The organism is Mycobacterium sp. RTGN4 (genome assembly GCF_033804635.1).
In the GTDB taxonomy this organism is placed as follows: domain Bacteria; phylum Actinomycetota; class Actinomycetes; order Mycobacteriales; family Mycobacteriaceae; genus Mycobacterium.
This window is the reverse complement of sequence record NZ_JAPZLB010000004.1, coordinates 121,720-145,673: the sequence shown is the minus strand read 5'-3', so window position 1 is coordinate 145,673 and position 23,954 is coordinate 121,720. Positions and strand designations below refer to the sequence as shown.

Below are 23,954 nucleotides of genomic sequence, written 5' to 3'. Positions count from 1 at the left end.
ATGCCGCTCGGTCCAATAGGCTGAGCGGGTGGGGATCTCCAAAGTCGAACGGTTGATGAACCTCGTCATCGCCCTTCTGTCCACCCGTGGCTATCTGACCGCCGAGCGGATCAGGGCAACGGTGTCCGGGTACGCCGACAGTCCGAGCGACGAGGCGTTCTCGCGCATGTTCGAACGCGACAAGAACGAACTGCGCGACCTCGGCATCCCGCTGGAGACCGGCAAGGCCTCGTCCTTCGGCACCACCGAGGGCTACCGCATCAACAGGGAGGCCTACGCGCTTCCTCCCGTTGAGTTGACGGCGGAGGAGGCCGCCGCGGTCGCCGTGGCCACCCAACTGTGGGAGTCGCCCGAGCTCGTCACCGCGACCCAGAGCGCGCTGCTCAAACTGCGTGCCGCAGGTGTCGACGTCGACGCACCGGAGTACGGCGCGACGATCACCACCGCCTCGCTGCCCGGCCTGCGCGGGTCCGAGGAGGTGTTGGGCGTTCTGCTGGCCGCCATCGATGCCGGGCAGGCGGTGACGTTCCCGCACCGGTCCTCCCGCAGCGAGCCGTACACGCACCGCACCGTCGAGCCGTGGGGCGTCGTCACCTACCGCGGGCGCTGGTATCTCGTGGGCCACGACCGTGACCGCGACGCGACGCGCACCTTCAGGTTGTCCCGCATGGGTCCGGAGGCCAAGGCCGTCGGACCGCGCGACGCGGTGATCCGGCCGACCGACGTGAACCTGCGCGACATCGTGCACCGGGCGGTGGCCGAGTGGCCGGCCGGCCCGCAAGCGCGGGTGTGGGTAGCCGAGGGCCGCGCGACCTCATTGCGGCGCCAGGCCACCGGGACGACGCCGAGCGCCATGAACGGACGTGCAGGCGACGAGTTGACCATGGATGTCGGGATGGCCGCGCGGCTGGCCCGTGAGGTCGCGAGCCTCGGCGCCGATGCCGTTGCGCTCGAACCGCAGTCACTGCGCGACGACGTGATCGACCGGTTGCGGGAGCATGCGGGCGTCGCGAGCAGCGGGGCGGATCTCGCATGAGCAACGTCTCGACCCGCCTGGTGCGGCTGCTGAACATGGTGCCCTACTTCCAGGCCAACCCCAGGATCACCCGCGCCGAGGCAGCGGCCGCGCTCGGCGTCACCGAGAAGCAGCTTCACACGGACCTGAATCAGCTCTGGCTGTGTGGGCTACCCGGTTACGGCCCAGGCGATCTCATCGACTTCGACTTCGAGGGCGACACGGTCGAAGTCACGTTCGCGGCGGGAATGGACCATCCGCTCCGGCTGACGTCTCCGGAAGCGACGGGCATCCTGGTGGCGCTTCGGGCACTGCTGGACGTGCCCGGCATGGTCGATCCGGAGGCCGCACGAAGCGCGATCGCGAAGATCGAATCGGCGGCAGGAGAAGTGAGCGGTTCGGTCGTCGCCGAGGATCCCAGTCCGGTCCAGAGTCAAGCCACCGCGGTGCGGGCTGCCGTCAGAGCGGGCAAGGCGCTGGCGATCGAGTACTACTCGGCGTCGCACGACACGCTCTCCAGCCGGATCGTCGACCCGATTCGGGTCGTGCTCGTCGCCGATCGCACCTATCTCGAGGCGTGGTGCCGGTCGGCGGAGGACGTCAGGTTGTTCCGGTTCGATCGCATCTTCGACGCGAAGGTGCTCGACGAGCCGTCGCGGCCTCCTGAGCCCGCCGTGCAGGCCCGCCCCGACACCTCGCTGTTCGATGCCGACCCCGCGTTACCTGCGGCGAGCCTGCTCGTCGACCGGTCGGCGGCCTGGATGTTCGACTACTACCCGCTGCGTGTGGTGCGTGAGTTGCCGGACGGCGCGTGCGAAGCGGCGATGACGTACGCGTCCGATGATTGGATGGCGAGGTTCGTGCTCGGCTTCGGTTCGGCTGTTCAAGTGCTGGAACCGCAGGGGCTCGCCGATCGGGTCCGCGAATCCGCTGCGAAGGCGCTGGCCGCCTACGAGGTCAGTGGCGAGTAGACTCGGGCACGACTTCTGGAGGTGACCCAAATTGGGTGGTCTACAACCTTGGCACTGGTTGATTGTCATCGCTGCGTTCATCTTGCTCTTCGGTGCGAAGAAGCTCCCAGACGCGGCGCGCTCGCTTGGTAAGTCGATGCGCATCTTCAAGTCGGAGATCAAGGAGATGCAGTCCGACGGCAAGCCGGAGGACGCGGCGCTGCCTGCCACTCCGGTCGCGTCGGAACGCATCGAGCCGGCCGCGCCCGCGCCTGCTTCCGAGCAGACCACGGATACCCGCCCGGCCTGAGCCTCGATCGGACGGCGACCGCGACGTCACGTCGCGGCCTCGCCGTCTGTAGGTTTTGGTCTGCGTAGACGCGCGTGCAATCCCCACGAATCCTCACCAAGCTCGACCCTCGTCGTCGACGCTCGCGGGCCAATCCCGACGGCACGATGTCGTTGGTCGACCACCTCCACGAGTTGCGCAGCCGGCTGCTCATCGCCGCGCTCGCCATCGTCGTGACAACGGCCATCGGCTTCTTCTGGTACAGCCACGGCGCGTTCGGATTGCGCAGCCTGGGGGACTGGTTGCGGGAGCCGTACTGCGACCTGCCTGCGTCCGCGCGCGCGCAGATCGCGCCGGAAGGTCAGTGTCGACTGCTTGCCACCGGACCGTTCGACCAATTCATGTTGCGGCTCAAGGTCGCGCTCACGGCGGGGCTGGTGCTGGCATGCCCGGTGTGGCTGTACCAAGTGTGGGCATTCATCACACCAGGGCTCTACAAGAAAGAACGCCGCTTCGCGTCGGTGTTCGTAGCCTTCGGTGCGCTGCTCTTCATCACCGGCGCGGTGCTGGCCTACGTGGTGCTGTCCAAGGCGTTGAAGTTCCTGTTGAGCGTCGGCAGCGACGTTCAGATCACCGCGCTGTCCGGCGATCAGTACTTCGGATTCCTCATCAACCTGCTGGTGGTGTTCGGCATCAGCTTCGAGTTCCCGCTCCTGATCATCATGCTGAACATGGTCGGGATGCTGCCCTACGCGCGGCTCAAGGCCTGGCGGCGCGGGCTGATGTTCGGCATGTTCGTGTTCGCCGCCTTCGCGACGCCGGGATCCGATCCGTTCTCGATGCTGGCATTGGCGTGCGCACTTACGCTGTTGCTCGAGTTCGCCATTCAGATCTCGCGCATCAGCGACAGGCGTAAGGCGCGGCGTGCCGCACTAGAGGACGTGCCTGACGACGTGGCAGCGCCACTCGGCGACATCGAGCCAGTCGAACCGCCGAGTGCCGTGCCCACTCCATCGCGGCTGGGCATCGATGACCAAGCCACCTGAGCTGGCAGCCGAACTACCACCTGAGTTGCGGGGCTTCATCGCCCAGCTGCCCTTCACCCTCGACGACTTTCAATTGCGCGCCTGCCGCGCCCTCGAGCAGGGGCACGGCGTACTCGTGTGCGCCCCGACCGGTGCCGGCAAGACGGTGGTGGGTGAGTTCGCCGTGCACCTGGCCCTGGCCGCAGGTCGAAAGTGCTTCTACACCACACCCATCAAGGCGCTGAGCAACCAGAAGCACAACGATCTGGTCCAGCGGTACGGCGCCGAGCGCATCGGACTGCTCACCGGTGACCAGGCCATCAACAGCAACGCGCCCGTCGTCGTCATGACCACCGAAGTCCTTCGCAACATGCTGTACGCGAATTCTGATGCACTGCATGGGCTTTCCCACGTCGTCATGGACGAGGTGCACTTCCTCGCCGACCGGATGCGCGGCGCGGTGTGGGAGGAGGTGATCCTGCACCTACCGGAGGAGGTACGGCTCGTCAGCCTCTCGGCCACCGTGAGCAACGCCGAGGAGTTCGGCGGCTGGATCCAGACCGTGCGCGGTGACACCACGGTCGTCGTCGACGAGCACCGGCCCGTACCGCTGTGGCAGCACATGATGGTCGGCAAGCGGCTGTTCGACCTCTTCGAGGGCGACCTGGCGGCGACCGGATCGGCGCTGGTTGACCACGAGCTGGTCCGCCACATCGCGCATCGGCGGGAAGCCGACCGGATGGCCGACTGGCAGCCCCGCGGACGCGGGCGAACAGGTCACCGCGGGCGACCATCGCTGCACCGGCCACCGTCGCGGCCCGACGTGATTGGGGCGCTGGATCGCGAAGGGCTGCTTCCTGCAATCACATTCGTCTTCTCACGGGCGGGTTGCGATGCCGCCGTCAAACAGTGTCTGCGCTCGCCGCTGCGGCTCACCACGGATGCGGACAGGCAGCGCATCGCCGAGGTGATCGATCGCCGCTGTGCAGACCTCGACGACGGCGACCTCGTGGTGCTGGGCTACCACGAATGGCGCGATGGGCTGCTGCGCGGGTTGGCCGCTCACCACGCCGGCCTACTTCCCGTGTTCCGGCATACGGTCGAAGAGCTCTTCACCGCAGGCCTGGTGAAGGCGGTATTCGCCACGGAGACACTGGCGTTGGGGATCAACATGCCTGCCCGCACGGTGGTGTTGGAGCGGCTGGTCAAGTTCAACGGAGAACAGCACGCCCCGCTGACCCCCGGCGAGTACACGCAGCTCACCGGCCGTGCGGGCCGCCGTGGCATCGACGTCGAGGGGCACGCCGTCGTGCTGTGGCAGCCCGACGTCGAACCGGCAGACGTCGCGGGACTTGCGTCCACCCGCACGTTTCCGCTCAAGAGTTCGTTCGCGCCGTCGTACAACATGACCATCAATCTCGTCCGACAGATGGGGCCCGAGCAGGCGCACCAACTGTTGGAGCGGTCGTTCGCGCAGTTCCAGGCCGACCGTTCCGTCGTCGGTCTCGTTCGCGGCGTGGAACGTGGACGACGGATGCTGAGCGACATCGCCGCTGAGCTCGGCGGCGATGACGCACCGGTTCTGGAGTACGCGCGACTTCGCGCCGAGATCTCGACGCGCGAACGGTCCCAGGCCCGCGCGTCGCGGCTCGATCGACGGAGGTCCGTCAACGACGCGCTGTCGGCCCTTCGTCGCGGTGACATCATCACGATCGGACACGGTCGCCGGATGGGATTGGCCGTGGTGCTCGAACCGGACGACGACGGAGCCAACCCGCGACCGCTCGTGCTCACGGAACATCGCTGGGCAGGCCGGATTTCGTCTGCCGACTACTCGGGGGCGTCGGCGCGACTCGGGTCGATGACGCTGCCCAAGCGTGTCGAGCACCGTCAGCCACGGGTCCGCCGCGACGTCGCATCGGCGTTGCTGTCGGCGGCGGCCAGCCTTGAACTGCCGTCGACCAAGCGCAAGCGCGGGGGAGTGACGGAGCCCGACGTCGACCCCGAATTGTTGCGGCTGCGGGAACGGATGCGTACCCACCCCACGCACCAGAGCCCCGAACGGGAGGCTCAGGTCAGGGCAGCCGAACGCTACCTCCGCATCGAGCGCGACAACGCCGAGCTCGAGCAGAAGATCGCGGCGGCGACCAACTCGCTTGCGCGCACGTTCGACCGCATCGTGAAGCTACTGATGGGACGCGGCTTCATTGAGGACGTCGGCGGGCAACCGAAGGTCACCGAACACGGCACGCTGCTGGCGCGCATCTACAGCGAAAGCGATCTGCTGGTGGCCGAGTGCCTCAGGGACGGCGCCTGGGCCGACCTGGACTCCGCCGGATTGGCCGCAGTGGTCTCGTCGGTGGTGTTCGAATCAAGGGGCGACACGCCCGGTGCGCCTGCCGGCCTCGAGGTGGCGACCCAGCCGGTGCGTCGGGCTCTGGTGCGCACCCGGCGGTTGTGGATGGACATCCAAGCCGACGAGCAGCGCCATCGCGTGTCGGCCAGCCGCGAACCCGACCCGGGTTTCGTGGCCGCCATCCACAGCTGGACCACGATCGGTGACCTGTCGGCGGCGCTGGCCGCATCCGACACGGCGGGGTCCGGCTCACCCCTGTCCGCCGGGGATTTCGTACGGTGGTGCAGGCAGGTGTTGGACTTGCTAGATCAGGTCCGAATCGCCGCTCCGACGCCCGAGTCGAGGGCGACCGCGAAACGCGCCATCGCCGCCATTCGGCGCGGCGTAGTGGCAGTTGATGCAGGGTAGTCTGTTGCCAGCGCTTCAGATACACACCAAGGAGAGACGATGAGCGGACCGCAAGGACCTGATCCGACGCAGCCGTGGCCTGGGTCGCAGCCGCCGAGTGATCCGGCCGCGTGGCAGCAGTCGCCCGCTCCCGATCAGCCCACCGAGGCGCCTGCGTGGGGCCAGGGCCCCGCCTACCCGCAGCAGCAGTATCCCGGGTACCAGCAGCCGGGTCAGCCCGGCTACGCGGCGCCCGCCCCCGGGTATCCGGCCGCCGACCAGTACGGCCAGCAGCCCACCGCATACGGCCCCGGTGCGTACGCGCCGAGCAACCAGCCCACGCAGTACGGGCAGCCGGATTACGGGCAGCAACCGACGCAATACGGTCAACCGGGCCAGTACGGCCAACCCCCGCAGTACGGCCAACCCGCTGACCCCAACGCGTACGGGCAGCAGTTCTCCCCGTACCCGGGCAACGGCGCCGGTTCGGCCAACAGCAGCAAGAAGACGTTGCTGATCGCCATCGGAGCAATTGTTGCCCTATTGGTGATCGCTTTGGGCGTGACGGGTTTCTGGAAGCCGGGCTTCCTCGTGACGACGGAGTTGGACGTCAACGCCGCTCAGACCGGAGTCGCTCAGATCCTCAGCGATGACGCCAATGGCTATGGCGCCAAGAATGTTTCGGACGTCAAGTGCAACGACGGTAACAACCCCAAGGTGGAGAAGGGCGCCAACTTCACCTGCGATGTCAGCATCGACGGCACCAAGCGCCAGGTGACGGTGACGTTCCAGGACAGCAACGGCACCTACGAAGTCGGTCGGCCGAAGTAACCCTAGGCAGGTAGCTCGTCGAGCGCCTTCTGCAGGCGCGCGATCGATGAGGTGACGCCCCACTCGCCTGCAAGCTCGGCGACCTTCCGTGGATGGTTGGCGGTCAGCGGAAGGGTGTCCGAATCGGTTGACAGAGTGACCGGTGCGTCACCGGCCACCCGGACCACGCGCTCCGCGGCGGGGATGTAATCTGCTGCCGCCAGCAGCTTCTTGCGTTGTGCGACCGGCATCTTCGACGACGGGTCCTGTGCCGCCGCCACGATGCGCTCCAGTGAGCCGTACTGCGCCAAGAGTGTGGCTGCCGTCTTCTCGCCGATGCCGGGCACGCCAGGCAACCCGTCGGACGGGTCGCCGCGCAGCAGAGCCAACTCGGCATACGCAGGCCCTGCGCGGTCGATGGGGACGCCGTACTGCTCGGCGACCTCGGCGGGGCCGTACATCGTCGCCTTGGACAGCCCCCGCCCGATGTAGAACACCCGCACGGGCACGTGTTCGTCGCCGACGAGTTGCAGCAGATCGCGGTCCCCGCTGACCACCACGACCGGATCGCGACGTTCTTGGGTGGCCAGCGTGCCGAGGACGTCGTCGGCCTCGAACCCGGGCGCCCCGCCCGTGGCAATTCCGAAGGCGTCCAACATCGACATGATCATGTCGACCTGCGGACTCAGTTCGTCGGGCACTTCTTCGACGTCCGGCTCACCGGCAGGACGCTCCTGTTCGACGCGGTGCGCCTTGTACGACGGAATCAGGTCGACGCGCCACTGTGGCCGCCAGTCGAGGTCGAGGCACACGACCAGGCGGGCTGGCCGCTCCCGACTGATCAGCGTGGCGACGGTGTCCAGGAAGCCACGTAAAGCGTTGACGGGCCGACCGTCCGGGGCCGTGATGGACGACGGGACGCCGAAGTACGAGCGAAACCACATGCTGGCCCCGTCGAGCAGCAACACGGGCGGGTTGTCGTTCGGCATTCGTCCTCCGTCTCGTCCGGACTACGCCCGATAGCCTATTGCGATGGACGTTGGGAGCTCGAAGGGCCGGTTCGACACGGGTGTGTATGGCAAGCGACTGGAGGCCGCACGGGCCGCCACCGAACGGGCTGGGCTGGCAGGACTGGTCATCACGCCTGGTTACGACCTGCGCTACCTTGTCGGCTCGCGGGCGCAGACTTTCGAACGATTGACCGCGTTGGTGGTACCCGTTTCAGGCGACCCGACCGTGGTGGTGCCGCGGATGGAACTGGCCTCACTGCGGGAGTCCGCGGTCACCGAACTCGGCCTGGCCGTACGGGACTGGGTCGACGGCGACGATCCGTACCGGTTGGTCGCCGATGCGCTCGGCGGGCCGCCGGCGGCCGTGGCGGTCACCGATTCCATGACCGCACTGCATCTCTTGCCGCTGGCCGACGTGCTCGGCGTGGTGCCCGTGCTCGCCACCGACGTGCTCCGCAGGCTGCGAATGATCAAGGACGCCGCGGAGATCGACGCGCTGCAAAAGGCTGGTGCGGCCATCGACCGGGTGCACGCTCGGGTACCCGAGTTCCTGGTGCCTGGCCGCACCGAGGCCGACGTGGCCGCCGACATCGCGGCTGCCATCGTCGCCGAGGGGCACTCGGAGGTGGCGTTCATCATCGTCGGATCCGGCCCCAACGGCGCCGATCCGCATCACGAGTGCTCCGATCGTGAGCTTCGACGGGGTGACGTGGTCGTCGTCGACATCGGCGGACCCTACGAACCCGGCTACAACTCGGACTCGACGCGCACGTACAGCATCGGCGAACCCGAACCAGAAGTGGCACAGCAGTATTCGGTGTTGCAGCGGGCACAACAGGCGGCCGTCGACGCCGTTCGGCCAGGCGTCACCGCGGAACAGGTCGATGCTGCGGCGCGCGACGTGCTCGCCGAGCAGGGGCTCGCGGAGGTGTTCGTCCACCGCACCGGGCACGGCATCGGGCTGTCGGTGCACGAGGAGCCCTACATCGTGGCGGGCAACGATCTTCCCTTGGAGGAGGGGATGGCGTTCAGCGTCGAACCGGGCATCTATTTTTCCGGCCGGTGGGGGGCGCGGATCGAGGACATCGTGATCGTCACGGCGGACGGGGCGATGCCCGTCAATGGCCGGCCGCACGACCTGATCGTGGTGCCTGGCTAGGAGCGGGTGCCCTTGGCGGAGTGGTCGAGTAGCTCGGAGCTGCCGAGCACGCGTTCCACGCGCACTTCGATCACCACTCTGCGCGGGTTGACGCGCGGGGTGCGATAGCGCTGGGCGTAGCGAAGCTCCGCGTCTCTGACCGCTTCGGGGTCGTCGCTGACGGATGACGTGCCCTCCAGCGACAGCCAGCGGGCACCGTCCACCTGGCTGAGCACCGCCAAGCCACGCTCCGCGGCGTTCACGGCCTTTTGCGAACCGCCCGTGGTGATGACCCTGGCGAGGTGCGTCAGGGGATCGAAGGTGAATCCGACCGCGACGACATGCGGTGAATTATCCGCCCGAAGCGTCGTCAACATGGCGAGGTGACGTTCGGTCAGGAACGCCAGCGCGTCGTTGGTCAGCCGCGTAGTTGCCTTCGCCATCGGTTCCCAAACTAGCGCAGGACATAATCACAGCCATGGAAGACACGGCGGACAGTCGGTTGGTCGTGATATTCGGCGGGCGAAGCGAGATCGGCCTCGAGTTGGCGACGCGGCTCGCCCGCGGTGCCACCGTGGTGCTGGCGGCGCGCCGCGCCGACCAACTGGCCCAGCAAGTGGCCACCGTCACGGCGGCAGGCGCCGAGTCCGTGCACGTGGTGGAGTTCGATGCCGACGACCTGACGTCGCACGGCCCCGTGGTCGAAGCGATCGTCGCCGAGCACGGGTGCATCAGTACCGCGGTGCTGGCCTTCGGGATCCTCGGCGACCAGGCCCGCGCCGAGGTGGACGCCACACATGCCGCCGCGATCGTGCACACCGACTTCACCGCCCAAGTGAGCCTGTTGACCGTGTTGGCCGCCCGGATGCGTACCGAAGGTTATGGCGACCTCGTCGTGTTCTCGTCGGTGGCGGGAGCGCGGGTCCGGCGGGCCAATTACGTGTACGGCTCCGCCAAGGCCGGTCTCGACGGGTTCGCCCGCGGGTTGACCGACGCCCTGCACGGGTCCGGCGTGCACCTGCTGCTGGTGCGTCCTGGTTTCGTGATCGGGCGCATGACCGAGGGCATGACGCCCGCGCCGCTGTCGAGCACGCCCCAACAGGTGGCCGATGCCGCCGCGCGGGCGTTGCGCAAACGTCGACGCGGAGTATGGGTTCCGCCGTTGCTTGCGGTGCTGGTGTTCGGGCTCCGGCTGTTGCCGCGCGCGGTCTGGCGAAGGCTGCCGCGGTGATCGTGGTGGTGGGCATCGGCGCCGAAGGGATGGCCGGACTGGCGCCCACGTCGCGCGCCGAATTAAGCAGGGCAACAGTCGTTTACGGCTCGCAGCGGCAGCTCGACCTGCTCGACGAGAGCGTCTCCGCGGTCAGGAGAGCGTGGCCGTCGCCCATGTTGCCCGCACTGCGCACGCTGCTCGAGGGCGCCGTCGGCGACGTGCACGTGGTGGCCAGTGGTGACCCGCTTCTCCATGGAGTCGGCAGCGCGCTGATCCGGCTGTACGGGCCGGATCGGGTGGCCGTGCTGCCGCACGTGTCATCGGTGACGCTGGCCTGTTCGCGGGTGGGTTGGACGGTGCAGGACACCGAGATCATCAGCCTCGTCAACGCCGCACCACACACGGCGGTGCGCCGCGGCGGGCAGGCGGTGGTGCTGTCCCGCGACGCCGCGACGCCCGCCGCGCTGGCCCGGTTGTTGACTGACACCGGACGCGGCGATTCTGAGCTCACGGTGCTCGAACAACTCGGCGGCCCCAAGGAACTGCGTCGGTCGGCCACCGCGCAAGAGTGGGCTTCCAGGCCGCCCACAGACGTGGATCCGCTCAACGTGATGGCCGTGCGCTACCTGCCTGACGAGCGAAATCTGACGGTGCTCCGTGACGACGATCTCGCGCACGACGGGCAGTTGACCAAGCAGTCGATCCGGGCGGTGACCCTGGCCGCTTTGGCGCCGCGGCCTGGCGAGTTGCTCTGGGACGTCGGGTCCGGATCCGGCAGCATCGCGATCGAATGGTGTCGCAGCGGAATGGGTTGTCGGGCCATCGCATTCGAGCGTGACGCGGAGCGGCGCAAGCGGATCGAGGCCAACGCCAAGGCCTTTGGGGTGCACGTCCTCGTCACCTTCGACGCGCCCGAGTCGTTCGAGGACGAGCCGCCACCGGACGTGGTGTTCGTCGGGGGCGGTGTTACTCAGCACGGGTTGCTGGACGCGTGCTGGGACAAACTCGTCGGCGGTGGCCGACTGGTTGCCAACGCCGTTACCGTGGAGTCGGAAGCCGTGCTCACGCAATGGTATTCCCGGGTCGGAGGAGAATTGCGCAGGTTCCAGCACTATCGCGGCGAGGCCGTCGGCTCGTTCACCGGGTGGCGCCCGGCGATGCCAGTGACGCAGTGGTCGGTGGTCAAGTCGTGACGGTCTACTTCATCGGCGCGGGTCCTGGGGCCGCCGACCTCATCACCGTGCGCGGGCAGCGCTTGTTGAGCCGTTGCCCGGTATGCCTTTACGCCGGTTCGATCATGCCCGACGACCTGCTGGCGCTGTGTCCGGCTGACGCCAAGGTGATCGACACCGGCCCGCTGAACCTCGAACAGATCATCACCGAGCTCGTCGACGCACACCAGGCCGGGCTGGACGTGGCACGCCTGCATTCCGGTGACCCGTCGATCTACAGCGCCCTGGCCGAGCAGTGCCGCAGGCTGGACACGCTCGGCGTGGACTACGAGATCGTGCCAGGGGTACCAGCTTTCGCGGCCGCCGCGGCGGTGCTCGGTCGGGAGTTGACCGTGCCGGGGGTGGCGCAGACGGTGACGCTCACCCGCGTGGCCACGCTGTCCACGGCCATGCCGCAGGGGGAAGACCTGCGGACGTTGTCGGCGTCCGGCGGCACGATGGTGCTGCACCTCGCCGCGGCTCAGGTAGATGCGCTGGTGCCAGAACTACTGGCCGGGGGATACCGGTCCGAAACTCCCTGTGCAGTAGTGGCATTCGCCAGCTGGCCCCAGGAGCAGGTACTCAAGTGCACGCTGGGCGAACTGGCGGCGCAGATGCACAAGGCCGAGATCAGCCGAACGGCCGTGATCGTCGTCGGCGACGTGCTGGCGGCCGAGGGTTTCACCGACAGCTACCTGTATTCGGCCGGACGCCGACGCGGAAGTCGACACTAGTGCGCCTGCTCCTGCTCGGCGGCACCGCAGAGGCGCGCGAACTGGCCGCCCGGCTTCACCCCGACGTCGACGTGATCAGTTCGTTGGCAGGGCGAGTGCCGGACCCTGCGCTGCCCGTCGGGGCGGTCCGCATCGGAGGGTTCGGAGGCACCGAGGGCTTGGTGCAGTGGTTGCGCGACCAGCGCATCGACGCCGTCGTCGACGCCACCCATCCGTTCGCCGCGACCATTACCGCCAACGCAGCGCTGGCCTGTCGGCAGCTCGGCCTGCCCGGCGTCGTGCTAGCCCGCCCGCCGTGGCCGACCGGGCATGCGATCACGGTGGGTTCGGATACCGAGGCGGCTGAAGTCGTTGCGGCAAAATGCTATTCGCGTGTGTTCCTGACGACCGGTCGGTCCGGCACCGCAGCCTTCGTCGGCGCCGAGGCCTGGTTTCTGATCAGGGCGGTGACCGCTCCGGACCCCGACGCGTTGCCCGCCCGGCACGCGTTGGTGCTGTCCCGCGGGCCGTACCGATACGACGACGAACTGCGTCTGATGACAGAACATCGCGTCGATGCGTTGGTGACGAAGAACAGTGGCGGCAACATGACCCGGGCGAAACTCGAGGCGGCCGACGCGCTTGGCGTACCGGTCGTCATGGTGAACCGGCCGGCGCTTCCGGGCGGCGTGTTCACGGTGCCGACCGTCGACGACGCGGTCGACTGGGTCAGTTCGCGGTGATCAGGTCCAGGCTGCCCAGGTCGCGGATGGCCTGGCAGCCACGCTCGAGCATGATGCGCATCATCTCGTCGCCGCGTTCGGTGGTGCTGGCGAATGCGCAGCCCAATGTCGTGATCAGCGGAGCCTGCAGCATCCCCAGCCGGTAGTCCCGCCAACAGGTCTCGCGGTCGTAGTCGGTGACGCCGTAGCTCAGCAACTCGTCGTGGTAGGCGGTGACCAACGCTTCGTCGAGCTCGGCCCGCTGGTCCGGCAGCAGGCTCGTCGCGGTGAAGTAGGCCAGGTCGCGTGCAGGCAGGCCCGCACCGAGCGTCTGCCAGTCCACCACGGTGATGGCGGAACGGTCGGGCGTGAACAGCAGGTTGTCGAGTCGATAGTCGCCGTGCATGAGCGCGAACCGGCCCGGCTCGGCCAGCAGCCACGGCGTGGTGAGTGCCATTGACTCGGTGGCCGTTTGGCGATTCTCCGCGGTCATCTGGTCGCCAAGCCGGTCCAGCGTGAGCTGGGTGGCCATGACGGCGACGTCACCGAGGCCCTTGGCCCCGGCGGCGTCAACCATCGACATCGCCAGCCCGGGGAAGTTGGCCCATTTCGGGTCGCACCACGTGGGGCCGTGCAGGCCCGCGATGGCGCGTGCGGCGAGTTCGGCCTCGACGGCGTTGCAGCCATTGATCTGATCGCCCTGCACGGCGGGCGCCATGTCGGCGAGCAGCAGCACGATGTCACCGCCGTCTTCGGAGATGTCGCAGTAGAAGTTCTTCGGAATCGGTACCCGAACGGCGTCGGCGATGTGTGTGTAGAACGCATGCTCGGAGCGGTAGCCGAGCGCGACCCGCTCACGAACCGTCTCGTCCTGCGAGGGCAGCTTCACGGCAAAGCTGCTTGGCAGCAGGGTGTCTGATTCGTAGCCGACCGTCAGCCGGTAGGTGGCTCCGGTCTGCCCGGTTCCGATGGGCTCGGCGTCGACACTGACGACGTCGGCACCGAGGGCGCTGCCCAACCACTGAGGCGTGATGTCGGTGGGGCTTCGCGGGATCGATATGGCCATCTCAGAACCCGAAGTCATGTCGCGCGACACTAATCGGCGCTCTGACAGCTGTCAACGAACCTCGACAGCCGTCAGCCAGCGGGGTAGTGCCGCGGCGTGAAGACGCGATCACTGGTGTCGGCGCGGTGCCACTGCGTCTGCGAAGACCCCACGATGAGCAGGCAGCGCATGTCGACCTCGGCGGGGTCGAGGTCGGCGAGGCGGACCACCTTGACGGTCTCTTGCGGCCCGGACACGTCGCGGCCGATGACCACAGGTGTGTCAGGAGCGCGATGCTCCAACAGCAGCTCGCGCATCGCGCCGACCTGCCACGTGCGCGTCTTGGAGGCCGGGTTGTAGATCGCCAGCACGAGATCCGCAGCGGCGGCCGCCGCGAGCCTCGTCGCGATCACGTCCCAGGGCTTGAGTCGGTCCGAAAGGGAGATCACCGCGTAGTCGTGTCCGAGGGGTGCCCCGACCCTGCTGGCGACGGCCTGCGCGGCGGTCATCGCCGGGATGACGCGCACCGCGACGCCGGGCCAGTCCACGGCTTCCTCGAGCACGGCCGTCGCCATCGCGAAGACACCCGGATCGCCCGAGGAGATCACGGCGACGGCCCGACCCTGGGTGGCCAGCGTGCATGCCAACCGTGCCCTGGCCGGCTCGTCGGTGTTGTCGCTGGGGTGGCGCGTCTGCCCGTCGTTTGCTGGCACGCGGTCCAGATACGGGCCATAGCCGATGAGGTCGGTGGCGCCCGTCAACTCGCGGCGAGCCTGGGGAGTCATCCAATCGACGTCGCCCGGTCCGAGCCCGACGACGGCAACGCCTCCGACCGGGGTGGGGGGTGTAGTTCCAACACGGCCGGCCATGCCAGGCACCATGGCCACGGCGAAGTAGGGCACCGCGGTGGGGTCGACGTCCCCTGCGGGTAGCACGCGTTGCTCCGGGGTGCTGGCGCGTTCCACGTAGAACGCCGCACTCAGCCGTCCGGTTGCCGAAAGAGCTTCTCGGACAGCTGGATACGATCTCCCCAGCTTCATGATGACGGCAGCGTCGGTGTCGGCCAGTCTGCGGGTCAACTCGGCCGTAGAAAGCGTGCCGGGGAGGATCGTCAGCACTTCGTCGCCCTGCACCAGCGGAGTGCCCGTGGCAGCCGACGCGGCGCTCACCGACGTCACGCCAGGCACGATGACGGCGTCGAACTTCTGCGTGAGCCGGGTGTGCATGTGCATGTAGGAGCTGTAGAACAGCGGATCACCCTCTGCCAGCAGCGCGACGTCGCGACCGGCCTCAAGGTGGGTGGCGATTCGGGCGGCGGCCTCGGCGTAGAAGGCCTCCATCGCACCGGTGTAGCCGCCAGGATGCTCGGTGACCTCCGTGGTCACCGGGTAGACCAGGTGTTCTTCCAGCTGTCCGGGCCGCAGGTACGAGGCCGCGATGGTGCGCGCGATGCTGCGACCGTGCCTGGCACTGTGATAGGCGACGACGTCGGCCTCGCCGATCACGCGCGCAGCCCTGACCGTCAGCAGTTCGGGGTCACCCGGTCCGAGCCCGACGCCGAACAGCGTTCCTCTTGCCTTCATTCGCGGTCGCTCGCGATGGCGTTGACGGCGGCGGCCGCCATCGCACTGCCTCCGCGCCTGCCGGTCACGACCAGGTACTCGATGCCGCGAGGCCGGGCGATCAACTCCTGTTTGGACTGAGCGGAGCCGACGAATCCGACCGGTCCGCCGAGGATCGAGGCCGGTGCCGGGACTCCTTCGTCGATGAGTTCCAGCAGTCGGAACAGTGCTGTCGGGGCATTGCCGATCGCCACCACCGCGCCACCGAGTCGGTCTGCCCACAACTCGACAGCTGCGGCGGACCGCGTGGTTCCGGTGCGGACGGCCAGCTCCGGCGCCCGCGCGTCGGCCACCAGCGATACCACCTCGTTGTCGGCAGGCAGGCGGGAGCGCGTGATGCCTGCGGCCACCATCGACGAGTCGCACAACACGGGCGCGCCAGAATCGAGTGCCGCCCGCGTCGCGGTGACGACGGCGTCGGTGTAGGCGACGTGCTCGGTCACGTCGACTTGTCCGCACGTGTGGATTAGTCGCACCACCACGCGGGACACGTCGGCGGGCAACCCGGTGAGGTCGGCCTCCGCGCGGATCGTCGCGAACGACTGCCGGTAGATCTCGGCGGCGTCGCGGGTGTAGTCGAGCACCCGATCACCCTACGGGTGACGTCGCTGGTAGCCGTCCGGGGTCGCCACCAGGACCTCGCCTGCGGGTGGGCTTCCGCAGGCCCGGCTGCAGCCCACGAAGTGCCGGTGGAAGCCGACCGATTCCTGCGCCGCCACGGTCGCATCGTGGCGCACGTCGGCAACCGACTTCGCGCAACCCGGGCTGCCGGTACACGCGCTGACCTCGAGCCACGGGGAATCGGCGTCGAACACCAGCGCGAGCGGCGCGAGCACCCGCAGCGCGACGTCGGCCACCCCCTCGTCGAGGTCGCAGACCAGCACCGAACGCCACGGCGTCACCACCAGTGGGACGTCGATGGCTGCGAGGTACTGCGCCGTGCGCGCCGGTAGCACCCCGAGCGGCACGGCGGCCCCGAGTGCGACCCGGCCGTCGTCCTGCTCGATCCAGCCCACCGGCGGCCGCAGCTCCGGCGGCCACGTGGTGCCGGGCTCCGCTGTGACGGTTAACCCGGCAGTCAACGTGTTGGCATCGTCGAGTTCCTCGGTGCGCCATGCCTTTCCGCGCACCGCCAGGAATGCCCGTGCCACGGCCAGTAGCGTGTCGATCACGTCGGCTTCGGCCATCCGCACTCCGCTGTCGACTCCGGCCACCAACAGTGCGGCGCAGTCGACTTCGAGGAAGTGGGCGCCGACATCGGCACCAAGCCCGGACACGTCGCCACGGCCGTCGTCGAGGCTGAACCAGAACCTGCCTGGTAGCTCGGCGAGCGCGGGGTCGGCCTGAATCGCGGCATCGAGCCTGCTGACCAAACCCCTGACGTCGACGAGGCCACCCCGTCGGCCGGTCCGTGGCGACGCGACGATGTTGCGCACGCGTTCGTGTGTCGACGACGGCAGCAAACCCGCCTTGGTCACGGCTTCAGCGAGGCCATCGGTGTCGCTCACCCCGCGCAGTTGGACGTTGCCGCGCGACGTGAGTTCCATTGCCGAGGAGCCAAACTGCATCGCCGCCAGCGCGAGGGCCTCCAGTTGCGTGGCCGTGATCATGCCGCCGGGCAGTCGCACGCGTGCCAATGCACCGTCTGCGGCCTGGTGCACGTGCAGCGCACCGGGGCAGGCGTCGTCGTCGCGGGCCCTAGTCATGTCGACTTCGAGCATATGAGTAGTACCCGTCGAGATTCGGGTAGCCGACTACGCGCTATTCATCGGCCCCGTCAAAATACGTTCGCTTCATCAGGTCGACCGGCTGATTCGGCGGCCGAGAAGCAAGGGGATTTCGATGTCTGTAGTGGTCGTGGGGCCTGGCTCCATTTCACGAGATAAGCCAGCCAGCCACTGGTGGAGCGTGCTGGTGCGGTATTTCACCGCCGATGCTGTCTCCGACAGCGGCGGGCGGCGTTACCCGCGGAGTTACCCGCCGAAGAATTACACGTACCTGGAGACCGCCGCGATGCGGCGGGCGATGGAGCGACTCTGAAGGGTGCTCAATCCGGCGTTGGTACCGCCGCGAGGTGTCGGGGTGGCACGACGTCGGAGTAGTGCGACGCGTCACCGGCGAGCGCCCGACTGGACGCACCGTGGACGTCGACGGGGATGTCGCCGGCGAGCGTGACGCGGCTCAGCCGTCGGAACTGGTCGTCGAAGTCGGCCACCCCGTAGTGCTGTGTAGCGCGGTTGTCCCAGATGGCCACGTCACCCGGTGCCCAGTTCCACCGAATCGTGTTCTCCAACTTCGTGATGCGCGCTTGGAGCAGTTGTAACAACGTCGAGGACTCGACGGTCCCGAAGCCGACGAACTTTCGGACGAAGTGCCCAAGCAGGAGCACACGACGCCCCGTTTCGGGATGGACGCGCACGACGGGGTGTTCGGTCTCGTAGTGATCGGAGACGAACTCGTCGCGGTACTGACGCTGGGTGTCGGCGACGTCGGCGTCACTGTCCTCGTAATCGCGTATGTAGTCGTAGTCGTTGGTGTGCAACGCCCGCAGCTGCTCGACGAGTGCGACGAGCGCAGGCGGCAGTTGGTCGTAGGCCGCCTCCGTCGAGGCCCACACCGTCGATCCGCCGTACTCCGGAAGGGTGATGGCCCGCAACAGCGAAGCCTTGGGTGGCCGGTCGACGAACGTGACGTCGCTGTGCCACGAGTTCGCCTTGTCGTAGCGAGAGTCGATCGGCAGGACGTCGGTACCGCGCGAAAGCACCGTGGGATGCGCGAGCGTAGGAGTGCCCAACAGTCGCGCGAACTCCAACTGGCCGTCGTCGTCGAGGTGGTGCTGCTCGCGGAAGAAGATCACCTTGTGGGTCAGCAGGGCGTCGTTGACCGCTTCGACGGTGGATGCGTCGAGCTGGCCGCCGAGCCGCACGCCGTCGATCCTTGCGCCGATGTTCGCTCCGAGCTTGACCACGTCGAGCGAGTTTGGGGTGGGGGAGGGATTGACCATGGCCTAATCTCCGCATGTTCACCACCGACTGACCAGGGTTTGGATGCGCGAGATTCGAACCGGACGGCGGGCGCCTGGCGTACCGTGACTTTGGTCGTAGGTCGGGGGACACAATGACTGTTGGAAGCGGACCATCGGTGGCGATCATCGGGGCTGGGATGTCTGGGCTCTGCATGGCGGCCAAGCTGCAGGACGCTGGCATGGACGCCTTCACGATCTTTGAGAAGGCCGACGAGGTCGGCGGGACGTGGCGCGATAACACTTATCCGGGGCTCCACTGCGACGTCCCTTCGCGCTATTACACCTACTCGTTTGCGCCAAACCCAGAGTGGTCGCGGCTGATGCCGCCGGGCGCGGAGATCCAGGACTACTTCCGCCGCACCGTCGATGTACGGGGGATCGCTCGACACATCAGGTTTGGCAGCGACGTCACGTCGGCTGAGTATCGTGCCGGCCGCTGGTACGTCACGACGTCGGCGGGGGAGGAAGCGTTCGACGTGCTCGTCACGGCGACCGGTGTGCTCCGCGTGCCGCGTTACCCGGACATCCCTGGACTCGACTCCTTCGCGGGACCGACCTTTCACTCGTCGCGCTGGGACCATTCGGTGGCGTTGCCGGACAAGCGAATCGGTCTGATCGGCACCGGGTCCACCGGCGTGCAAATCACCGCCGAACTTGGCGGCAACGTCAGGGAGCTGAGGGTCTTCCAGCGCACCGCACAGTGGGTCTGTCCGTGGCCGAACGTGCGTTACAAACGCACGACCCGGGCGCTCATGCGGAAGTGGCCGGGGCTCACTCAGCCGGGTTATCTCTTCTGGGGCTGGTTCGTACGTAAAACGTTTGGCCGCGCGCCTATTCGTCCCGGCTTCGCGCGCACGCTCTATCAGACGTTGTGTCGGGTCAATCTACGTCTGTCGGTTCGGGACCGCGAGCTACGGCAAGAGTTGAGCCCGCCCGATCAACCGATGTGCAAGCGAATGATCTTCTCCGGACAGTTCTATCGGTCGGTCCAAAAGCCGGGCGTCAAAGTTGTTACCGACGCAATCGATCGCGTTGAACCGCGCGGCGTCGTCACCGTAGACGGGACGCTCCACGAGCTCGACCTCCTGGTGCTGGCGACCGGCTTCGACGCGCGAGCGTATGTCCGTCCGATGCACATCGTGGGCGAACGCGGGATCACGCTCGATGAGGCCTGGGAGGACGGGCCGTTCGCCTACCGCTCGGTGGCCGTGCCGGGCTTCCCGAACCTGTTCATGCTGATGGGGCCGCACTCGCCGATCGGAAACCAATCGCTGGTGCCCATCGCCGAAGACCAGGCCGAGTACGCGCTGTGGTGGATCAAGCAGATCGCCGAAGGCCGGGTAACCGCTGCGGCGCCGACCGAGGCGGCGACCAAGGAATACAACGAGGACATGAAGGCGGCCATGCCGCAAACCATTTGGGTAACGGGTTGCTCGAGTTGGTATTTGGGCAAGGACGGATTGCCCGAATTGTTCCCGTGGACGCCGGAGCGGCATCGGGAATTGCTGAAGAGTCCTGACCTCGGCGATTTCGACATTCATTCGACCTGAATGTGAGCCAGATCACCATTCCCATTGGTGTGTTCCATGCCACACAAGATGATCACTTTCGACCGGCTCGGTCGTACGTTTCTTTGAACACGCCCGTCTGCCAGCAACATTCGATACGGCACCGGGTACGGGGCTTAGGAGACAACAATGTTCGAACTCATCGTGTTCGCAGCAGTGGTGTTGGCGCTCATTTCGATGCTCGGGGCACCGTACCCGCAGACCTGGCACGGTCGTTGGGGTAACTCCGACCGCTGATCGTGCGGTACTAATGGTGGGTGAGTCACTACCCGACCGTCCTGATCTTGTCGACGTCGGACACCGACCTCATCACCGCACGGGCGAGCGGATCGACCTACCGTTGGGCAAACCCTTCCCGGCTCGTCGACGACGAACTTGACGCGCTGCTAGACGGCGCCGACGTGGCGATCGTGCGCATGCTCGGTGGCTACCGCACCTGGCAGGACGGCATCGACCGCATCGCTGCCAGCGGAGTGCCCACGTTGGTGCTCAGCGGGGAGCAGGCGCCCGACGCGGACCTGATGAGCCACTCGACCGTTCCCGCGGGTGTCGCATTGGAGGCGCACGTCTATCTGGCGCAGGGCGGCACGGAGAACCTTCGTCAACTCCATGCGTTCCTCAGCGACACCCTGTTGATGACGGGCTTCGGCTTTGCGCCACCGGCGACCACGCCGACATGGGGCCAGCTGGACCGGCCACATGCGAAGCGGGGCGAAGGGCCCCGCATTGCGGTGCTCTACTACCGCGCCCAGCACCTCGCGGGCAACACGGAGTACGTCCAAGCGCTATGTGACGCCATCGAACATGCGGGCGGAGAGCCGATGCCGGTGTATTGCGCGTCGTTGCGGACGGCGGAGCCCGAACTGCTCGCGCTGCTGGGTACCGCGGACACATTGGTGACGACCGTGCTCGCCGCCGGTGGCGCCAATCCGGCATCGGTCGGCGCGGGCGGCACTGACGACCAGTGGAACGTCGCACATCTGGCCGCGCTCGACGTCCCGATCCTGCAAGGGCTGTGTCTGACCAGTTCGCGCGCGCAGTGGATCGCCAACGACGACGGCCTGAGCCCACTGGACGTCGCCACCCAGGTCGCCGTTCCCGAATTCGACGGCCGCATCGTCACGGTTCCCTTCTCGTTCAAGGAAATCGACGACGAGGGCCTGATCTCCTACGTGCCCGACCCGGAGCGCTGCGCCCGCGTCGCGGGACTCGCGGTGCGGCACGCCCGCCTCCGCAACATCGCCCCTGCGGACAAGCGGGTGGCGCTGGTGTTCTCGGCCTATCCGACGAAGCATGCCCGCATCGGCAACGCCGTCGGGTTGGACACCCCCGCGAGCGCCGTGGTGCTGTTGCGCGCCATGCGCGAAGCCGGCTACGACATCGGCGACGTGCCCGGCGTGGACGCAGAGGATGGTGACGCGCTGGTTCACGCACTGATCGAACGCGGCGGCCAAGACCCCGAGTGGTTGACCGAGGGCCAGCTGGCGGGCAACCCGATTCGCGTGTCCGCCAAGGAGTACCGAACCTGGTTCGCCACGTTGCCCGTCGAACTTGCCGATACCGTCGTCAAGCACTGGGGTCCACCGCCCGGTGAGTTGTTCGTCGACCGCAGCCGTGACCCCGAAGGCGAAATCGTCATCGCGGCAATGCAATCGGGCAACGTCGTGCTCATCGTCCAGCCACCGCGCGGGTTCGGTGAGAATCCCGTCGCGATCTATCACGATCCGGATCTGCCACCGAGTCACCACTATCTCGCGGCGTATCGCTGGCTGGGTGACGGATTCGGCGGCTCGTTCAAGGCGGATGCCGTCGTGCACCTAGGGAAGCACGGCAACCTCGAGTGGTTGCCCGGCAAGACGTTGGGCATGTCGGCGGCATGCGGATCCGATGCCGCGCTCGGCGAGCTGCCGCTGATCTACCCGTTCCTGGTCAACGATCCCGGCGAGGGTACCCAGGCGAAGCGGCGTGCCCATGCCGTCCTGGTGGACCACCTCATCCCGCCGATGGCGCGCGCGGAGAGCTACGGCGACATCGCGCGCCTCGAACAACTGCTCGACGAACACTCGGCCATCGCAGCCCTCGATCCCGGCAAGCTGCCTGCCATCCGGCAGCAGATCTGGACGCTGATGCGGGCCGCCAAGATGGACCACGATCTCGGGCTGGCCGATCGACCGGACGAGGACGCGTTCGACGACATGCTGCTGCACGTCGACGGCTGGCTGTGCGAGATCAAGGACGTCCAGATTCGCGACGGCCTGCACATCCTCGGTCAGGCGCCAGAAGGAGCGGTCGAACTCGACCTGGTGCTGGCCATCCTGCGCGCCCGCCAGTTGTTCGGCGGAGAACACACCGTGCCAGGGTTGCGCCAGGCGCTCGGATTGCTCGAGGACGGTAGTGACGCGCGAAACTCCGTCGACGCTGCGGAGGCTCAGGCCCGCGAGTTGGTGGCCGCACTCCAGGAGGCCGGGTGGGCCGCGGATGCGGTGGACGCCATTACCGACGACGCCGAAGTCGCCTCGGTGCTGCGCTTCGCCGCGAACGAGGTGGTTCCGCGGTTGCGGGGCACCACCGACGAAGTGTTGCAGCTGTTGCGGGCGCTCGACGGCCGCTTCATCGCCGCCGGTCCATCGGGCTCACCGTTGCGCGGCCTCGTCAACGTGCTCCCGACCGGACGCAACTTCTACTCCGTCGACCCCAAGGCGGTCCCGTCGCGGCTGGCGTGGGAAACCGGTGTCGCCCTTGCGGATTCACTGCTCGAGCGCTATCGAACCGACCACGGCGTATGGCCCCAATCCGTCGGATTGTCGGTGTGGGGTACTTCGGCGATGCGCACGTCGGGTGACGACATCGCCGAAGTGCTTGCGCTACTGGGTGTTCGGCCGGTCTGGGACGAGGCTTCCCGCCGCGTCGTCGACCTCGAAGCGATTTCGCTTGCCGAGCTTGGTCGACCACGCATCGACGTCACGGTGCGGATCTCGGGCTTCTTCCGCGACGCATTCCCACACGTGGTCGCGATGCTCGACGACGCGGTCCAGCTGGTCGCCGGGCTCGAGGAGTCCGATGAGCAGAACTATGTGCGCGCGCACACGCGTACCGATCTCGCCGAGCACGGTGATCAACGCCGGGCCACCACGCGAATCTTCGGCTCGAAACCCGGCACGTACGGTGCGGGCCTGCTGCAGCTCATCGACAGCCGAAACTGGCGCGACGACGCCGACCTCGCGCAGGTGTACACCGCGTGGGGTGGGTTCGCGTACGGCCGTGGGCTCGACGGTGCTCCGGCCGCCGACGACATGAGCAGGCAGTACCGCCGTATCGCGGTGGCCGCCAAGAACACTGACACCCGTGAGCACGACATCGCCGACTCCGATGACTACTTCCAGTACCACGGCGGAATGGTGGCCACGGTGCGCGCACTGACCGGTCGCGACCCCGCGGCCTACATCGGGGACAACACCCGGCCCGATGCGGTGCGTACCAGGACGCTGTCCGAGGAGACCACCCGCGTGTTCCGGGCCCGCGTCGTGAACCCGCGCTGGATGGCCGCGATGCGCAGGCACGGCTACAAGGGCGCGTTCGAAATGGCCGCCACCGTCGACTACCTCTTCGGCTACGACGCCACCGCCGGGGTGATGGCCGATTGGATGTACGAGCGCTTGGCGGGCGAGTACGTGCTCGACGACGAGAATCGAAAGTTCATGTCTGAGTCCAACCCATGGGCCCTGCACGGCATGGCCGAACGGCTGCTCGAGGCGGCCGGGCGGGGGATGTGGGCCGAACCCGAGTCCGCCACGCTGGACGGGCTCAAGCAGGTGCTGCTGGAGACCGAGGGCGAGCTCGAAGGCTGAACCCCGC

21 protein-coding genes are annotated in these 23,954 nt (G+C 67.5%); 14 read left to right on the top strand and 7 right to left on the bottom strand.

The window, feature by feature from the left end:
• The first annotated feature begins 28 nt into the window (after positions 1-28).
• From SLQ30_RS10545 to SLQ30_RS10520, 6 genes are all read left to right on the top strand, one after another.
• Positions 29-1,036 carry a YafY family protein gene (locus SLQ30_RS10545; RefSeq protein WP_319446222.1) on the top strand — a complete coding sequence of 336 codons (1,008 nt, stop codon included), beginning with the start codon at positions 29-31 and terminating at the stop codon, positions 1,034-1,036.
• Complete coding sequence (locus SLQ30_RS10540; RefSeq protein WP_319446221.1) at positions 1,033-1,986, top strand: YafY family protein; 954 nt, start codon at positions 1,033-1,035, stop codon at positions 1,984-1,986. The genes SLQ30_RS10545 and SLQ30_RS10540 overlap by 4 nt, the downstream gene beginning before the upstream one ends.
• Before the next feature lie 31 nt (positions 1,987-2,017).
• Entirely contained in the window at positions 2,018-2,275 is a 258-nt protein-coding gene (tatA, locus tag SLQ30_RS10535; protein WP_319446220.1) for a Sec-independent protein translocase subunit TatA, read from the top strand.
• A gap of 74 nt (positions 2,276-2,349) precedes the next feature.
• Entirely contained in the window at positions 2,350-3,300 is a 951-nt protein-coding gene (tatC, locus tag SLQ30_RS10530) for a twin-arginine translocase subunit TatC (protein WP_319446219.1), read from the top strand.
• Positions 3,284-6,043: an RNA helicase gene (locus SLQ30_RS10525; protein WP_319446218.1), complete on the top strand. Its 2,760-nt coding sequence runs from the start codon at positions 3,284-3,286 to the stop codon at positions 6,041-6,043. The genes tatC and SLQ30_RS10525 overlap by 17 nt, the downstream gene beginning before the upstream one ends.
• 39 nt (positions 6,044-6,082) lie before the next feature.
• Entirely contained in the window at positions 6,083-6,853 is a 771-nt protein-coding gene (locus tag SLQ30_RS10520) for a DUF4333 domain-containing protein (protein WP_319446217.1), read from the top strand.
• 2 nt (positions 6,854-6,855) lie between these two features.
• On the opposite strand, the gene SLQ30_RS10515 is transcribed toward SLQ30_RS10520, so the two are convergent.
• Positions 6,856-7,821 carry a 5'-3' exonuclease gene (locus SLQ30_RS10515; protein ID WP_319446216.1) on the bottom strand — a complete coding sequence of 322 codons (966 nt, stop codon included), beginning with the start codon at positions 7,819-7,821 and terminating at the stop codon, positions 6,856-6,858.
• A 43-nt stretch (positions 7,822-7,864) separates the two neighbouring features.
• On the opposite strand from SLQ30_RS10515, the gene SLQ30_RS10510 reads away from it, so the two are divergent.
• On the top strand, positions 7,865-9,001 hold the full coding sequence (locus tag SLQ30_RS10510) for a Xaa-Pro peptidase family protein (RefSeq protein WP_319446215.1): 1,137 nt from the start codon (positions 7,865-7,867) through the stop codon (positions 8,999-9,001).
• On the opposite strand, the gene SLQ30_RS10505 is transcribed toward SLQ30_RS10510, so the two are convergent.
• Positions 8,998-9,423: a F420-dependent biliverdin reductase gene (locus SLQ30_RS10505; protein ID WP_319446214.1), complete on the bottom strand. Its 426-nt coding sequence runs from the start codon at positions 9,421-9,423 to the stop codon at positions 8,998-9,000. The genes SLQ30_RS10510 and SLQ30_RS10505 overlap by 4 nt on opposite strands.
• A 35-nt stretch (positions 9,424-9,458) precedes the next feature.
• Here SLQ30_RS10505 and SLQ30_RS10500 point away from each other — a divergent pair, with 35 nt between their 5' ends.
• The 4 genes from SLQ30_RS10500 to SLQ30_RS10485 are packed head-to-tail and all read left to right on the top strand — an operon-like array spanning position 9,459 to position 12,860.
• Complete coding sequence (locus SLQ30_RS10500) at positions 9,459-10,211, top strand: SDR family NAD(P)-dependent oxidoreductase (RefSeq protein WP_319446213.1); 753 nt, start codon at positions 9,459-9,461, stop codon at positions 10,209-10,211.
• Entirely contained in the window at positions 10,208-11,386 is a 1,179-nt protein-coding gene (gene cbiE, locus SLQ30_RS10495; protein WP_319446212.1) for a precorrin-6y C5,15-methyltransferase (decarboxylating) subunit CbiE, read from the top strand. Before SLQ30_RS10500 ends, cbiE begins: the two co-directional genes overlap by 4 nt.
• On the top strand, positions 11,383-12,138 hold the full coding sequence (gene cobM / locus SLQ30_RS10490; protein ID WP_319446211.1) for a precorrin-4 C(11)-methyltransferase: 756 nt from the start codon (positions 11,383-11,385) through the stop codon (positions 12,136-12,138). Before cbiE ends, cobM begins: the two co-directional genes overlap by 4 nt.
• The gene (locus SLQ30_RS10485) at positions 12,138-12,860 is read left to right on the top strand and encodes a cobalt-precorrin-6A reductase (protein ID WP_319446210.1); all 723 of its coding nucleotides are present in this window, start codon (positions 12,138-12,140) and stop codon (positions 12,858-12,860) included. The genes cobM and SLQ30_RS10485 overlap by 1 nt, the downstream gene beginning before the upstream one ends.
• Here SLQ30_RS10485 and SLQ30_RS10480 read toward each other — a convergent pair.
• The 4 genes from SLQ30_RS10480 to cobG form a co-directional block, all read right to left on the bottom strand.
• Positions 12,847-13,905 (bottom strand): aminoglycoside phosphotransferase family protein, encoded by a 1,059-nt coding sequence (locus tag SLQ30_RS10480; RefSeq protein WP_319446495.1) that lies wholly within the window; start codon positions 13,903-13,905, stop codon positions 12,847-12,849. The genes SLQ30_RS10485 and SLQ30_RS10480 overlap by 14 nt on opposite strands.
• 71 nt (positions 13,906-13,976) lie before the next feature.
• Positions 13,977-15,467, bottom strand: a complete 1,491-nt coding sequence (locus tag SLQ30_RS10475; RefSeq protein WP_319446209.1) for a precorrin-2 C(20)-methyltransferase — start codon at positions 15,465-15,467, stop codon at positions 13,977-13,979.
• On the bottom strand, positions 15,464-16,090 hold the full coding sequence (locus tag SLQ30_RS10470) for a precorrin-8X methylmutase (protein ID WP_319446208.1): 627 nt from the start codon (positions 16,088-16,090) through the stop codon (positions 15,464-15,466). Before SLQ30_RS10470 ends, SLQ30_RS10475 begins: the two co-directional genes overlap by 4 nt.
• A 9-nt stretch (positions 16,091-16,099) precedes the next feature.
• Positions 16,100-17,212 (bottom strand): precorrin-3B synthase, encoded by a 1,113-nt coding sequence (cobG, locus tag SLQ30_RS10465; RefSeq protein ID WP_319446207.1) that lies wholly within the window; start codon positions 17,210-17,212, stop codon positions 16,100-16,102.
• A 136-nt stretch (positions 17,213-17,348) separates the two neighbouring features.
• Here cobG and SLQ30_RS10460 point away from each other — a divergent pair, with 136 nt between their 5' ends.
• Positions 17,349-17,546 (top strand): hypothetical protein, encoded by a 198-nt coding sequence (locus SLQ30_RS10460; protein ID WP_319446206.1) that lies wholly within the window; start codon positions 17,349-17,351, stop codon positions 17,544-17,546.
• A 7-nt stretch (positions 17,547-17,553) separates the two neighbouring features.
• On the opposite strand, the gene SLQ30_RS10455 is transcribed toward SLQ30_RS10460, so the two are convergent.
• Positions 17,554-18,510: a TauD/TfdA family dioxygenase gene (locus SLQ30_RS10455; RefSeq protein WP_319446205.1), complete on the bottom strand. Its 957-nt coding sequence runs from the start codon at positions 18,508-18,510 to the stop codon at positions 17,554-17,556.
• Between the two features lie 113 nt (positions 18,511-18,623).
• On the opposite strand from SLQ30_RS10455, the gene SLQ30_RS10450 reads away from it, so the two are divergent.
• Positions 18,624-20,081 carry an NAD(P)/FAD-dependent oxidoreductase gene (locus tag SLQ30_RS10450; protein ID WP_319446204.1) on the top strand — a complete coding sequence of 486 codons (1,458 nt, stop codon included), beginning with the start codon at positions 18,624-18,626 and terminating at the stop codon, positions 20,079-20,081.
• A gap of 275 nt (positions 20,082-20,356) precedes the next feature.
• Entirely contained in the window at positions 20,357-23,947 is a 3,591-nt protein-coding gene (gene cobN, locus SLQ30_RS10445; RefSeq protein ID WP_319446203.1) for a cobaltochelatase subunit CobN, read from the top strand.
• The last annotated feature ends 7 nt before the right edge of the window (positions 23,948-23,954 follow it).

Excerpts from the sequence above, each read along its gene's own strand:
- SLQ30_RS10540 (WP_319446221.1), top strand. The coding sequence starts at position 1,033 with ATGAGCAACGTCTCGACCCGCCTGGTGCGGCTGCTGAACATGGTGCCC.
- SLQ30_RS10525 (WP_319446218.1), top strand. The coding sequence starts at position 3,284 with ATGACCAAGCCACCTGAGCTGGCAGCCGAACTACCACCTGAGTTGCGG.
- SLQ30_RS10520 (WP_319446217.1), top strand. The coding sequence starts at position 6,083 with ATGAGCGGACCGCAAGGACCTGATCCGACGCAGCCGTGGCCTGGGTCG.
- SLQ30_RS10515 (WP_319446216.1), bottom strand. The coding sequence starts at position 7,821 with ATGCCGAACGACAACCCGCCCGTGTTGCTGCTCGACGGGGCCAGCATG.
- SLQ30_RS10510 (WP_319446215.1), top strand. The coding sequence starts at position 7,865 with ATGGACGTTGGGAGCTCGAAGGGCCGGTTCGACACGGGTGTGTATGGC.
- SLQ30_RS10505 (WP_319446214.1), bottom strand. The coding sequence starts at position 9,423 with ATGGCGAAGGCAACTACGCGGCTGACCAACGACGCGCTGGCGTTCCTG.
- SLQ30_RS10500 (WP_319446213.1), top strand. The coding sequence starts at position 9,459 with ATGGAAGACACGGCGGACAGTCGGTTGGTCGTGATATTCGGCGGGCGA.
- SLQ30_RS10480 (WP_319446495.1), bottom strand. The coding sequence starts at position 13,905 with ATGGCCATATCGATCCCGCGAAGCCCCACCGACATCACGCCTCAGTGG.
- SLQ30_RS10475 (WP_319446209.1), bottom strand. The coding sequence starts at position 15,467 with ATGAAGGCAAGAGGAACGCTGTTCGGCGTCGGGCTCGGACCGGGTGAC.
- cobG (WP_319446207.1), bottom strand. The coding sequence starts at position 17,212 with ATGACTAGGGCCCGCGACGACGACGCCTGCCCCGGTGCGCTGCACGTG.
- SLQ30_RS10460 (WP_319446206.1), top strand. The coding sequence starts at position 17,349 with ATGTCTGTAGTGGTCGTGGGGCCTGGCTCCATTTCACGAGATAAGCCA.
- SLQ30_RS10455 (WP_319446205.1), bottom strand. The coding sequence starts at position 18,510 with ATGGTCAATCCCTCCCCCACCCCAAACTCGCTCGACGTGGTCAAGCTC.
- SLQ30_RS10450 (WP_319446204.1), top strand. The coding sequence starts at position 18,624 with ATGACTGTTGGAAGCGGACCATCGGTGGCGATCATCGGGGCTGGGATG.